The organism is Pedobacter kyungheensis (assembly GCF_000812965.1).
In the GTDB taxonomy this organism is placed as follows: domain Bacteria; phylum Bacteroidota; class Bacteroidia; order Sphingobacteriales; family Sphingobacteriaceae; genus Pedobacter; species Pedobacter kyungheensis.
Window position 1 is genome coordinate 1 of record NZ_JSYN01000046.1, and the last position, 12,236, is coordinate 12,236.

The 12,236-nt window shown below is 40.7% G+C and carries 11 protein-coding genes; 2 read left to right on the forward strand and 9 right to left on the reverse strand.

Going from position 1 to position 12,236, the window contains the following annotated elements:
- Positions 1–300 precede the first annotated feature (300 nt).
- The 3 genes from OC25_RS25565 to OC25_RS25575 are packed head-to-tail and all read right to left on the reverse strand — an operon-like array spanning position 301 to position 4,295.
- Positions 301–1,896, reverse strand: coding sequence for an MFS transporter (locus OC25_RS25565; RefSeq protein WP_039482961.1), 1,596 nt, complete (start codon positions 1,894–1,896; stop codon positions 301–303).
- Positions 1,889–2,956 (reverse strand): HlyD family secretion protein, encoded by a 1,068-nt coding sequence (locus tag OC25_RS25570; protein ID WP_039482964.1) that lies wholly within the window; start codon positions 2,954–2,956, stop codon positions 1,889–1,891. Before OC25_RS25570 ends, OC25_RS25565 begins: the two co-directional genes overlap by 8 nt.
- 1 nt (position 2,957) lies before the next feature.
- A complete protein-coding gene (locus tag OC25_RS25575) occupies positions 2,958–4,295 on the reverse strand; it encodes a TolC family protein (protein ID WP_039482969.1) in 1,338 nt (445 codons plus the stop codon).
- Between the two features lie 86 nt (positions 4,296–4,381).
- Here OC25_RS25575 and OC25_RS25580 point away from each other — a divergent pair, with 86 nt between their 5' ends.
- Positions 4,382–5,209 (forward strand): helix-turn-helix domain-containing protein, encoded by an 828-nt coding sequence (locus OC25_RS25580; protein WP_039482972.1) that lies wholly within the window; start codon positions 4,382–4,384, stop codon positions 5,207–5,209.
- Here OC25_RS25580 and OC25_RS25585 read toward each other — a convergent pair.
- The 3 genes from OC25_RS25585 to OC25_RS27240 all read right to left on the reverse strand — a co-directional run bounded on the left by OC25_RS25585 (position 5,196) and on the right by OC25_RS27240 (position 7,094).
- Positions 5,196–5,438, reverse strand: coding sequence for a cytochrome b5 domain-containing protein (locus OC25_RS25585; RefSeq protein WP_039482975.1), 243 nt, complete (start codon positions 5,436–5,438; stop codon positions 5,196–5,198). The genes OC25_RS25580 and OC25_RS25585 overlap by 14 nt on opposite strands.
- 423 nt (positions 5,439–5,861) lie before the next feature.
- On the reverse strand, positions 5,862–6,563 hold the full coding sequence (locus OC25_RS25595) for a lycopene cyclase domain-containing protein (RefSeq protein ID WP_039482982.1): 702 nt from the start codon (positions 6,561–6,563) through the stop codon (positions 5,862–5,864).
- Positions 6,564–7,094 (reverse strand): hypothetical protein, encoded by a 531-nt coding sequence (locus OC25_RS27240; protein ID WP_052266483.1) that lies wholly within the window; start codon positions 7,092–7,094, stop codon positions 6,564–6,566.
- A 259-nt stretch (positions 7,095–7,353) separates the two neighbouring features.
- On the opposite strand from OC25_RS27240, the gene OC25_RS25605 reads away from it, so the two are divergent.
- Positions 7,354–8,835 (forward strand): phytoene desaturase family protein, encoded by a 1,482-nt coding sequence (locus tag OC25_RS25605; RefSeq protein WP_039482985.1) that lies wholly within the window; start codon positions 7,354–7,356, stop codon positions 8,833–8,835.
- Between the two features lie 478 nt (positions 8,836–9,313).
- On the opposite strand, the gene OC25_RS25610 is transcribed toward OC25_RS25605, so the two are convergent.
- The 3 genes from OC25_RS25610 to OC25_RS25620 form a co-directional block, all read right to left on the reverse strand.
- A complete protein-coding gene (locus OC25_RS25610; RefSeq protein WP_039482988.1) occupies positions 9,314–9,844 on the reverse strand; it encodes an RNA polymerase sigma factor in 531 nt (176 codons plus the stop codon).
- Positions 9,845–9,976: 132 nt separating this feature from the next.
- Positions 9,977–10,993: a UDP-N-acetylmuramate dehydrogenase gene (murB, locus tag OC25_RS25615; protein WP_052266484.1), complete on the reverse strand. Its 1,017-nt coding sequence runs from the start codon at positions 10,991–10,993 to the stop codon at positions 9,977–9,979.
- A gap of 70 nt (positions 10,994–11,063) precedes the next feature.
- A complete protein-coding gene (locus OC25_RS25620; RefSeq protein ID WP_039482993.1) occupies positions 11,064–12,203 on the reverse strand; it encodes a TlpA disulfide reductase family protein in 1,140 nt (379 codons plus the stop codon).
- Positions 12,204–12,236: the final 33 nt, after the last annotated feature.

Here is a 12,236-nt window from a genome sequence, read left to right on the forward strand (position 1 = left end):
TTGTCATCCTGAGGTGTAATTTATTGTATAAAAATCAATATAAGTGACAGCCTCTTCCATGGTCGTCATTTCGAGCGGAGTGCAACGTAGCCGAGAAATCTGTCTAAATAGATTTCTCCGTTCCGCCACCGGTGAAAAACCGGCAAGCTCCAGTCGAAATGACGATTCTTCTACTCAGTCTGTCAATGGTAGCCTATCGAAGGAATTAGTAAACCTGTTTCGACAGGCTCAACATGACATCCCCAATTGCAAATCGCTAACTGCAAACTGCAAACTGTTAACTGTAAACTGCAAACCGACCTAAAATCCTGCAGCAGCAGGTTGTTTGTTTCTCAAATTAATTACCGTACGGCTAATTACCGGCTGCAAAGCAATCAGCAAAATGCTAAACAGGCAAAGCACCGCAACCCAATCGTAATAGCTTACACAAAATTGCAAAAAGGTCTGTTTCTGCACGGCCTTGTTCAACAAACCCACTGCAGCTTTCGATGCTTCATCGCGCAACATCCCCCTGCTGGCGAGTGCAGACTGATAAATTTTCAACCTTTCCGGCAGGTTAAAATCCAGCAGGGAAAGATTTCCCCTTAAATCATCGTTGTGCTTCCCTTTAAAATACAATTGGAAGAAATTAATAAAAGCCAGGCTTAAACTAAAAGTAGAAAAGCGCACAAAAACACCCACAGAAGCTGCCGACTGGCTCATATTATCGGGAACAGACGACATGATAAACATTACAATGGGCGACATGACCATTCCCGCCCCCAGTCCCTGCAAAAATAAAGGCAGATAAAAGTTAACTGTACCAGCCTCGCTAGCGAACAATTGCCCCATCCACACGAAAAACACGAACAAGCATACGAAACCACTTATCCACAACACGCGCAGGTGTTTCTGGCGCGTGAGAAAACGAATGGCGATTAATGATCCGGCTATTACACCGGCAATATTCAGGATCATAATTTCATTGGCATGCAACGAGTCCATCCCCAATACGCTGATGAAATAAGAAGAGGTTAAACCAAAAGCACCACGAATGAGGTACAGGATAACCAGAAAAACGATTCCAATGGCAAAATTCCTCGATTTAAATATAGCCAGATCAACTGCAGGCCTTTTTAAGCTACGCTGCCTGGCAACCGAAACCATAAACAGCAGTAAAATAGCCAGTATAGCGACAACAATGGTTTGGTCTTCGAGCCAGTCGTACTGCTGCCCGTAAATGAGCACGTAAGCAATGAGCACCAGCATGGTTGCAAAGAGCACGAAACTGAGCCAATCTATTTTAAGCAAATGGGTTTTAGGCAAAATATGCACCCGGTTTAACAGGCTAAAAAGTAGTGCAGCACTGGGTAAAAAACAAAATATCATGGCTTTATACACCACGTTATATTCGTAATTTTCGACTATCGGCACCGAAAATAAAGCCGTAAGTGGCGAAACGCACAAAATCATCCCATAAAAAATGGTATAACCCGTTTCTTTGGCATGCTCTGACTTTAAACGATTAAACAACAGGTTGAGCGAAATACTGGTTAAACCACAGTTTACAATGCCCTGCAAAAAGCGAAGGGCAAAAATCAGCCCTATTTCGCGGGTATGGTAACAGCAATAGGTAATCAGTATTTCTAAAACAATACAAATCAACAGGTAATCTTTGGTGACCACGCGGGCAAAAAACCTGCGTTCTACCACTGCAAAACTGGCCACGGCCGCATAAAACATCAGTAAAGAAAATTGAACATCAGCGGCAGTAGCACCATAATAACCGGCGGCCGCCATCCCATCAGCAGTCGATAAGGCAAAGAGCAGCACCGATGACAAAAGCACCGCAAAAATACTGACGATGACCAGCCACTCAGGCACCCCTGTTTTAAATATAGTCTTATTATTAATCATGGCCCTGAGCCCTTTTCACTTTTACACTTGCACTCATCCCTGCGCTTAACAGGTCAATACCTTTATCTTGCTTGCTGATGCGGATACGCACGGGTATGCGCTGGGCAATTTTAACAAAGTTTCCTGTCGAGTTATCGGGAGGCAATAAAGAGAACCTTGCCCCTGTTGCAGCAGAAAGCGATTCTATTTCGCCGGCAAAGGCCTGATCAGGAAAAGCATCGACCGCTACACTTACCGGTTCTCCCACATACATTTTCGCAATCTGTGTTTCCTTAAAATTAGCTACCACCCACTTACCGGCACTGCGATCAACAATATAGGCAATGGTTTGGCCGGTTTGAACCAGCTGCCCTTCCTGAATAGTTCTTCGGCCCATTTTACCATCGTAAGGGGCCACAATAACCGTATAAGAAGTATTGAGTTTATTCCTTTGCACTACGGCAGCCCTTCTTTTTATTTCAGAAGCCAGCACTTCGCTTTGTGCTTTAATATCGTTTGTTTTAGAAAGCGCTGCCGCATAATCTTCTTGAGCCGCCAGGTATTCGGCCTGTGCCACCTGCAATAAGCTTTCTACGGTTTCGAGCTGCTGGCGTGTTGCCGATTCGGCAGCAAACAGTTTTTGGTAACGGTTATATTCTGTTTGTTGTTTCCAAAGTTTGGCTTTGGCAGCCGCAATTTTTGCCTGCATTACTGCAGCATTGCTTTGGGCCGTTTTAATATTACTTTGCTGTACCGAAACCTGGGCCTGGGCATTCAGCAAAGAAGCCGAAGCCTCATCCTGCTGCACAGTGTAATCATCATCATCAATCAGCACCAGCGTATCACCTTTTTTCACTTCCTGGTTTTCTTCAAACTTAACGGCTTTAATATAACCGCTTACCCTGGCCGTAACCGGATTAATGTATTCATCCACCTGCGCATCGTTGGTTTCTTCGTAACGCATATAACCCAGCAATGTTTTACCCCCCCAAACCAGCAATACCACCAGTACAATCAGCGCTATGATAGTGGTTATCCTGCTTATTATTTTATCGGCTTTATTTTGTTTCTGTATGTTCATGTTATAAATTTCCTATGGCTTTTTGTAATTGATAGTATTGTATTTTGGCATTCACCTTTGCAGTAGTCAGCTCAAAACGCGACTGCAGCAATTGGGTTTCAGCATCAAGCAAATCGGTAAGCAACGACAACTGGTTGAAGTAGGTATTCTGCACAATGCGGTAACTTTCTGCGGCTTGTTTAATATTTTCTTCGGCTACACTTATGCGCTGCACCGATTCTTTATAGCGGATATAATTTTCCTGTACTTCCTGACGGATGTTATCTTTCACATCCTCATCTTCTACCTCTTGCTGGTGCAGCTTAATTTGTGCCTCTTTAACTTTATGCTGATTGGTATACCACGAAGAAATCGGGATTTTGAGCTTTAAACCTACCATTCCGGTGCTATAAAGCGAAAGTGCATAAGGATAGAACTGAATTTGTGGGTAAGCAAAGGCATATTCGCCGAAGAAACCCAGCGAAGGCATAACATTAGACCTGATATTTTTCAGTTTTAACTCAGCCAACGCCTGCTCTTTTTCCGAAATCCTGATTTTATAGGCTGAGGTTTTGGCATCGTTAAAATATGCGTCCACCTGCTTTAAGGCAATAGCTTCTGTTTCATTAGCTGCTATCTGCGGGTTTAGCGGTGCATCATCCGGCCTGCCGATCAGGATATTCAGTTTCTGTTTGGCAATTTTAATGCTGTTTTCAATCTCGCTTAGCAACATGCGTTGTTTAGATAAACGCAGTTCTGCGCGCAACACATCACTTTTTAATATCGTACCGTTTTTGTACAACTGATTAATCTCTGCCAGTTGTTTCTCCCGATCCCTGATATCCTGTTCCAACAAACCACGGTAGGAGATATTGCGAAAAACATCGTAAAAATAAACCGCCCCAACATAGTGGATTTCCTGTTTATTTTGGCTGCTTTGAATATGTTTAAGCTCACTTTCTACTTTTGAAGCATTAATTTCGGTATTGGTTTTGCCACCATTATAAATGTTAAAATAGGCATCGGCACTGGCTTTATAATAGGCTGGCACCACCGGAAACTGCGCTGGCGTATGAAAAAGACCATTTTCGTAAATAGGTAACGGAAAAACATGTGCATAAATCCCTTCGGCTGCAATTTCTGGTAAACGTTCGGCCTGGCTCACTTTAATATGGGCATCGGCTGCTTCGGCACCCAGATGCTGTACTTTAATTTTTTTGCTGTTGCTATCGGCCATCGCCCAAATCTGGCTAATGCTAAAGTTATTTTGTAGTGTAACTTCCTGTGCACGAACAAAAACCGGCAACAAAAGAAAGCCTAACAAGCAGCTTATCCAGTTTTTATTTTCTCTAAAATTCATATTCGTTAATTAATTGATGCAAATTTCGACACAGATTTGTTACTTTGTTTTATCTAAACCGACAGATATTTGTTTAAACCAGCCAAATGATAAAAGTTAGCAACGAAGACCTTTTATTTGCAATCGACGAAAAACCAGAAACCATGTATGTTTGGCACAGCAGGTTTGAAGACCGATTTCAAGACCACGCTCATTTAAAGGGGCAGTTAACCTATGTAGAGGGTGGCATTATTTTTTTATACACCAAAGAGAAATCTTATTTCCTCCCCGCGCGGCATTACGTGTGGATTCCGGCAGGGGTAGAGCACCATTTGCAACACCGTTACCAGGCCGCCGTGGTGCGTAATATCTATTTCGATACCACTACTGACCACGAAAACCCGTTTTACAATCAGATAGGTATTTACCCTGTAAATAACCTGCTGCTCGAAATGTTTTTATTTTCTGAGCGCTGGAACGGCAACATTAACCCCAATACCAAAGAGTATGATTTTTTAAATACACTAAAAAGTATTTTGCCTGTAGTAAGTGAGCACCCCTTGCCTATTGCCCTGCCCACTACCGAAAACCAGCGTTTAAGGCCGGTGTTAAAATACATTATCGATAACCTGGCCAATGACCGGCTGAGTTTGGAAAGCGTAGGGAAAGCTACAGGATTTAGCGCACGAACGCTCTCGCGTTTGTTTCAGGCGGCTATGGATACCTCCTTTTTTCAATACCTGAAGCTGGCCAGAATGATAAAAGCCATGGAAAAACTTCTCGAAACCGATTTAACCATCAGCGAAATTGCTTACGGCGTGGGCTACAACAGCATTTCGTCTTTCAGCAATACTTTTGATAAAATGGTGGGCAAAAGGCCTTCAGAGTTTAAAGCCTTGAAGCAGGCTACCTTAGGCAAGATTAATTTGGTTTAGCAAGCTGTGCAATGGGCGTAAACTTTTCAAAAACCGCTTCGGTATGCGGAGCGTCAGAAAGCTCTTCGGTTAAATCCTGACCAGCCCAGTGCTCATAATGTTTACCGTTACGCCACAGCCTGCTTTCGGTCATATCGTAAATCAGGCCTTTGTAAGCCACCCAAATTTGCGGCTTATCCGCTCCGTTACGTAAAGCCAACTGTTGTTTGGTGTAAACTGGTAAATCCATTAAATTAATTTGTGCTGAAGATAAGGAAAAAGCAGTTTGCAGTAGAAAAATATAAATGCTTTAATGCCTTAATGGTTAAAGAAGCTAAATCATTTTTGTTTGAAGCACAAGGCCTGTGCAAAACAGCAAATTCCCTCCCGTTTTTCGCTTATACGCTTCGATGCCTCGTACCTCGTTGCTGCAGGGTATCGCTCCAACCGCGGCTAATTGGCCAAAACAGCATTTCATTTTTAAGTTTGCATGGTGCAAAAGCCACTGTTAATAAACCTGATTGTAATGGAAAGCCCGTAGCGAAGCATGAGCGAGGACTTGGAATGTAAAGCAGGACTAGCCGCAGCCACAGGCCACTGCCCGTTCATTTTCTAATTTTCACAAAAAAAACTGCAGGGAAAAGATACCGTGAAGCAGGGTTATACCTATTTTCTATTTTTCGTTTAATAAGGCTCTAATTTCTGCCCTGTTCTTAAACTTTTCGTAAAAGTAAATATTAAGTAGCAGCAAAGACATGAGGTAAAAATGATCTTCGAAAGGAATGGTACCTACCCTAAAGCCCATGTTCTCTTTATCGTTATACATCACCACCGGAATGGCCGTTAAAAAGCCATTTACGATATAAAAAGGAATAAGCGAAACCAGATAAGCTCTGAAAAACCGGTACATAAACCTGAGCTTTACATTTACATATTCTATAAAATAGAGCACCACCAACAAAAAGCCGAAATTAATAAGCGTGTACCATTTGGTATAACCAAAAAACAAAATGGCAATGCATAGCCCAAGAATTAAATTGCTTAACGAGAGGCTGTATTTCTGAAGTGTATTTTTAGGAAAATACACATTGAGGCACTCGTATATAAAAATGCAGGCGTAAGGCACAGTTAAAAAGAAAAGGATTTCTTCTAAAGGCAGCCCGTAAAGATTAATACCAACAACGTAGTCAGGGTTAAACGACCAGACGTTGAGCCTGGTAAACAGCATATCCCAAATCAGGAATAGTAGTCCGGTAAGCAGAATGGACGGAAACACAAACCTCCATTTGCTAAAAAAATGCACCTTTTTATCGAACGATAAAACGAGGGGAAAAAAAATTACAGCGATGTTAATGAGCAGATAGGTGTAGTTCATTTAGAGGTGTTTTTTAAAAACATTAATTTCGGCGGCGGTGCACCTTTTACTATCGATCATAAACTTAGCTACATTACGCACCAGCTCCCGATCGGCCATACCAAAATTTTCGTTTTGGTAATGCTTTACAATTTCTTTTTTATCTGTTGCCAGGTCTTTGCTGAAACCTAAAAAAGATGGCGTATAAAACTCGATAGAAAACCGCATAAACCTGATTTCCATATTTTCTTTATCCATATCTATGGCTTTCTGCATGGTTTTGAGCGAGCGGCTTACAAATTTGATTTTGTTGTAGGGGTTCCAGGAGTGTTTAGCTTTTAGCGCCTGCAAGGTACCGGTATAACCAGTAATAAGCGCCGTTTTATTGGGCAACTTATCCAGCGATTTGAATAAAGAATCGGTAAGTTTCGAACTCTCAATCGCCTTAACCATATTGGCTTTTAACAAAGTTATTTCTTTGGGCGACAATTGTGCCTGCGCCAGGCCAATACCCGAAAACAGGATGAATAATAAAATGCGTAGTTTAACCATGAGCTGGGCAAAGGTAAGAAAATCTGCGTACTGTCGGCCTTGGGATAATTTGCTCTACAATAGCCAAGACAGACAAAAGAGTATCTTTAGGTAACTATATTGCCTTGATAAACCGTCATTGCGAAGCCAATTTTTCATTGGCTGAAGCAATCTTGATGCGGTTATTGAAGTCTCCCTGTAAGATTGCTTCGTCGTCCCTCCTCGCAATGACGAAACCCAGAATGACAGGAAAACCCAAAAAATTGCTTTTATTTACACCATGGATAAAAAAACCAGGGTTACCGTAATTGGCGCCGGCTTTGCAGGCCTCGCTTCGGCGGCTTTACTGGCTCAGGCAGGATGCGAAGTTACGGTGATCGAAAAAAATGAAATGGCAGGTGGCAGGGCCCGTACCTGGGCAAAAGATGGTTTCCTTTTTGACATGGGGCCAAGCTGGTACTGGATGCCCGATGTTTTCGAAAACTTTTACCAGCTTTTTAACCACACCACAGCTGATTTTTACGAGCTTAAAAGATTAAGCCCCTCTTACCGCATTTATTTTGGCCAAAACGATACACTCGACGTACCCGCAGCGCTGGATGATTTGTATCGTTTATTTGAACAGCTTGAACCCGGCAGTAGCAAAAACCTGCAATTATTTTTAAACCAGGCGCAATACAAATACGAGGTAGGCATGAACGAGTATGTTTTTAAGCCCTCCCATAGTGTAATGGAATATTTCGATCCTCGTTTGGCCATGAGCGGCATTAAACTGCAGCTTTTGGGCAATATGCGCAAACACGTTCACCAGCTTTTTAAAAACGATAAATTACGGAAGTTGTTAGAATTCCCCGTACTATTTTTAGGTGCTACACCCCAAAACACCCCTGCACTGTACAGTTTAATGAACTATGCCGATTTGGTTTTAGGTACCTGGTATCCCATGGGTGGTATGCATCAAATTGTTGAAGCTATGCAAAAAATAGCTACCAATGCTGGTGTAAAATTTAGTTTCGACACTGTAGTAACCAAAATTGAAGTCAAAAATAACCTGGCAAAAGCTGTTATAACCGATAAAGGTCGTGTTGAAAGCGATTTTATAGTGGGTAATGCTGATTACCATCATATCGAACAGCAACTGCTGGAGCCCGCATACCGCAAATACGACGCGCAATATTGGGATAAACGAACCATGGCACCGTCTTGTCTGTTATTCTACATAGGGTTGAATAAAAAACTGGATCACATCCTCCACCACAGTTTGTTTTTTGATGAAGCTTTCGACCAACACGCCGCAGAAATTTACACTGACCCGCAGTGGCCATCAAAACCTTTGTTTTATGCCTGCTGCCCATCGGTTACCGACCCTGATGTAGCACCCGAGGGCTGCGAAAATCTTTTCTTTTTGATTCCGGTTGCTCCAGGATTAAAAGATAACGAAAGTAAAAGGGAAGCATACTTTAATTTATTGGTTAAACGCTTTAAAGATTTAACCGGAAACGACATTAGTGACCACATTTTGTTTAAACGCAGTTATGCCATGGATGATTTTGTGGCAGACTATAATGCTTTTAAAGGAAACGCTTACGGATTAGCAAACACTTTGAAACAGACGGCTTTCTTAAAGCCTAAAATGAAAAGCAATGTAACAAATTTTTTATACACCGGACAATTAACCGTTCCCGGCCCCGGTGTGCCCCCTGCAATCATCTCTGGCCAAGTGGTAGCAAAAGAAATAATAAAAAAGTTAAAAAAAGCTTGACAAATTTAAAATTTCCCTTATCTTTATAACCACAAAACAAAAACACTGCAAAAAACCGATAAAACGCATTATTGTTTGAGGTTTTCATTTGTTTCGAAATTAGAGAGAAGGCGAATTGTTGAAAGAAAAAATAAGAATCAACTAACCAAATATATGATAAGCAAAAAGGCCTGGATTTTTCCGGGCCTTTTGCTTTTAACACTTTTAAATAACACGATCGTCATGCTGATCCGATAGCTATCGGATTTATTTCAACATCTTTCCCGCAAAATACCAATTGCGATAACAGTCTAATTTTTCCCGCAGATTTAAAAAGATAAAAGCGCTGATCAAAAGCTATTGAAAAGTCGGATGAAGCATTTCGGAGATAGGTTCAAAGACTACCTTACACCCACACGAAATGATGACACCTTGAAATGAGCTAAAATAAAAAAGGGCCCAGATAAATCTGAGCCCCATGTTTTTCAATTGATGTATCTTAAGCCATTTCTGTGCTGGCAATGTCTTTTGAGTAGGTTTTAAGGTATTTTTTTAGAATGCCCCTTGCTACGTGGATACGGGTCTTTACTGTTCCGATTGGAATTTCTAACATATCGGCAATTTCGTGGTATTTATAACCTTCGAAATAACGGATAAATGGAACATAGTATTCTTCAGGTAACTGCGATAAGGCTTTATCGATATCGCCCAGCACAAATTTACTTTCTGCCTGGTTTTTAGTTGCACTGTACGAAAGGTTAGCCGAAGAAATATCTTCGCTCTGTGTAATTAAGGTATTTGTTTTTACCAAACGGCGGTAATTGTTAATAAAGGTATTTTTCATGATGGTAAATAACCAACCTTTCAAATTCGTACCTTCTTTAAACTTGTTGTAGTAAGTAATCGCCTTCAACATGGTATCCTGAACCAGATCATTTGCATCTTCTGCGTCTTTTGTAAAATTTAAAGCGTAAGATCTAAGCGATACGGAGTGATGATTAACGAGGTGATTGAATTCGAATTTTGTCATGATATTTAAGCTTTAGGTAGATTAAAAAAAACAAATGAATTAATGTCCATTCGCAATTATCTAAACAAACTTAGTACCAAAAATTTCTGGCACGGTGCTAAAACCACTGGCTTAGGCTTATCCGCGCATTCGTCACAGAATATTTACCTCTCGCTCAAGCTCAACACCAAAGGTGGCCTTTACACTGTCTATAATCTGTTCAGAAAAACTATACACTTCTGTACCAGTAGCATAGCCATGGTTAACCAAAACCAAAGCCTGGTTTTTCCAGGTACCTGTTTGCCCCACCACTTTACCTTTCCAGCCGCACTGTTCAATTAACCAGCCTGCCGCCAGCTTAACTTTATCATCGACTGTTGTATAGTGCACCACATCGGGGTGTTTTGCTACAATATCGGCAAATTCATGTTTTTCGATCACCGGATTTTTGAAGAAACTACCAGCATTACCAATGGTAGAGGGATCGGGTAATTTGCTCACCCGAATGTGCGATACCGCTGCAGAAACATCAGCAATATTTGGGTTTTCTATTCCTCTGTTCTGCAATTCGGTTTCGATAGCGCCATAAGAAGTATTAATTTTGGGCACAGCCGATAAACGGAAAGTAACCGAAGTAATGATAAACTGTCCTTTTAAAGCTCCTTTAAAAACACTTTCGCGATAACCGAAGTGGCAATCTGCATAATTAAATGTGCTAAACTTTCCGGTTTTGATCTCAAATGCGGTACAGCTTTCAAAAACATCTTTCAGTTCTACTCCATATGCACCAATGTTTTGTATGGGCGATGCACCCACCGTTCCTGGAATCAGACTCAAATTTTCTACACCTGCAAAACCATGCTGTACACAATAGTTTACAAAATCGTTCCACACCTCGCCGGCACCTGCAGTTACCGTAACCTGATCTCCGGCAATTTCAGATTCAATACCCTTAATGCTGATTTTGATAACCAAACCTTCATAATCCTGCGTAAACAATACATTGCTTCCGCCGCCAATAATCAGGAGTTTTTGCGTTTTCACCAATTCCTGCTGAAACAAAGCCTTCAATTCATCTTCCGAAAATATTTCGGCAAAGAACTTTGCCTTAACATCGATTCCAAAAGAGTTGTATGGTTTTAACGAAATATTTTCCTGAATTTGAAGCATGTTGATTTTGTTATGCTGCAAAAGTAAAAGAAAAAGGCCTTATATTAATATTTGATTGGCAGTATGCTCGCTATTCGAAAATTTCAGCTAGTTTATTTTTTAAATTAACATGAAAATCGTTACCCTCTCCGATGTAACGACCAACTATTTCCCCCTCTCTATCTATCAAGATAAATGTTGGAAAAGCCGAGACGCTGTATTGCACTACCAAATTATCACCTTTAGCACTTTTGCTTGCATCAATTAATAGAATATGTTTCCATAAACCAGTCTGGTCATCCACAATTGCCTTTTGCCAAAGTTTACGATCATTGTCAGTGGCAATACTTACAATTTCCAGCCCTTTACTTTCATATTTTTTGTACATTTTGATCATATCAGGACTCAATGCTCTGCAATGCACACACCAGGTTCCCCAAAAATCTAACAATACATATTTTTTAGACTTAAATCCGGCAAGGCTGATCGTTTTTCCATTGGCCAGCTTCGCATAAAAATCGGGAGCTGGTTGCCCTATTTTACTTGTTTCTTCATAACCTAATTCTTTATAAATGAACCTTCCCCATGCGCTATTTAGCACTGGCGCTGAAAAACTCCGGTAATAGAACTGAACAGAATCTTTAGGTAAAGATCTGCTTAAAGAACTTAATAAATATGGGCTTAGGTAAGAATTGGGGTTGTTTCTGACAAAAGCTAAACTATTTTTTTCTGCTACTTTAAATAGCCTTGATCCTTCTTCATTTCTTAGATTAAGTTCAGCTTTCAGCGAATCAGACATTCCCTTTTCCTTAATCGCTCTATTTAAACCATCAATTTTGTCTTTTATTTGATCAGATTCCTCTTTAAGCCTAATCTTATCCCAATCTGACTGGGTTTGTGATCCAAGAAGTTTTGCTTTAAAAAACTGCCCATTAAGGACGGTTATATGTAAATCATTGGGTTCTAAAAACACCCGGACAGATTCGGGCCCATCAAAAATATTAGTCTGACCATGTTTCAAACTAGCCAAACTAGGTTCTTTTAAATTACCTCTAAACACAAAAGAACCATCCTTTACAAAGACAGAATCTTTGCTACCGTAATATTGTAGCGTAATTTTTTCTCCATCTTTTAAATTGGTTTTACCCGATAAATTAAATCTTGAACCCTCATTTTGAGCAAAGCTGTTTAAACTTAGGAGTATAAAAATTACAACATAACATATTTTCATAAGAGGGTTAATTAAAGGTTTAATCAGTTGTCC

What these genes read in the sequence shown, in the direction of transcription:
- OC25_RS25575 (WP_039482969.1), bottom strand. Translation starts at nt 4,295, where the DNA reads ATGAATTTTAGAGAAAATAAAAACTGGATAAGCTGCTTGTTAGGCTTT.
- OC25_RS25610 (WP_039482988.1), bottom strand. Translation starts at nt 9,844, where the DNA reads ATGACAAAATTCGAATTCAATCACCTCGTTAATCATCACTCCGTATCG.
- murB (WP_052266484.1), bottom strand. Translation starts at nt 10,993, where the DNA reads ATGCTTCAAATTCAGGAAAATATTTCGTTAAAACCATACAACTCTTTT.
- OC25_RS25565 (WP_039482961.1), bottom strand. Translation starts at nt 1,896, where the DNA reads ATGATTAATAATAAGACTATATTTAAAACAGGGGTGCCTGAGTGGCTG.
- OC25_RS25570 (WP_039482964.1), bottom strand. Translation starts at nt 2,956, where the DNA reads ATGAACATACAGAAACAAAATAAAGCCGATAAAATAATAAGCAGGATA.
- OC25_RS25605 (WP_039482985.1), top strand. Translation starts at nt 7,354, where the DNA reads ATGGATAAAAAAACCAGGGTTACCGTAATTGGCGCCGGCTTTGCAGGC.
- OC25_RS25620 (WP_039482993.1), bottom strand. Translation starts at nt 12,203, where the DNA reads ATGAAAATATGTTATGTTGTAATTTTTATACTCCTAAGTTTAAACAGC.
- OC25_RS27240 (WP_052266483.1), bottom strand. Translation starts at nt 7,094, where the DNA reads ATGGTTAAACTACGCATTTTATTATTCATCCTGTTTTCGGGTATTGGC.
- OC25_RS25580 (WP_039482972.1), top strand. Translation starts at nt 4,382, where the DNA reads ATGATAAAAGTTAGCAACGAAGACCTTTTATTTGCAATCGACGAAAAA.
- OC25_RS25585 (WP_039482975.1), bottom strand. Translation starts at nt 5,438, where the DNA reads ATGGATTTACCAGTTTACACCAAACAACAGTTGGCTTTACGTAACGGA.
- OC25_RS25595 (WP_039482982.1), bottom strand. Translation starts at nt 6,563, where the DNA reads ATGAACTACACCTATCTGCTCATTAACATCGCTGTAATTTTTTTTCCC.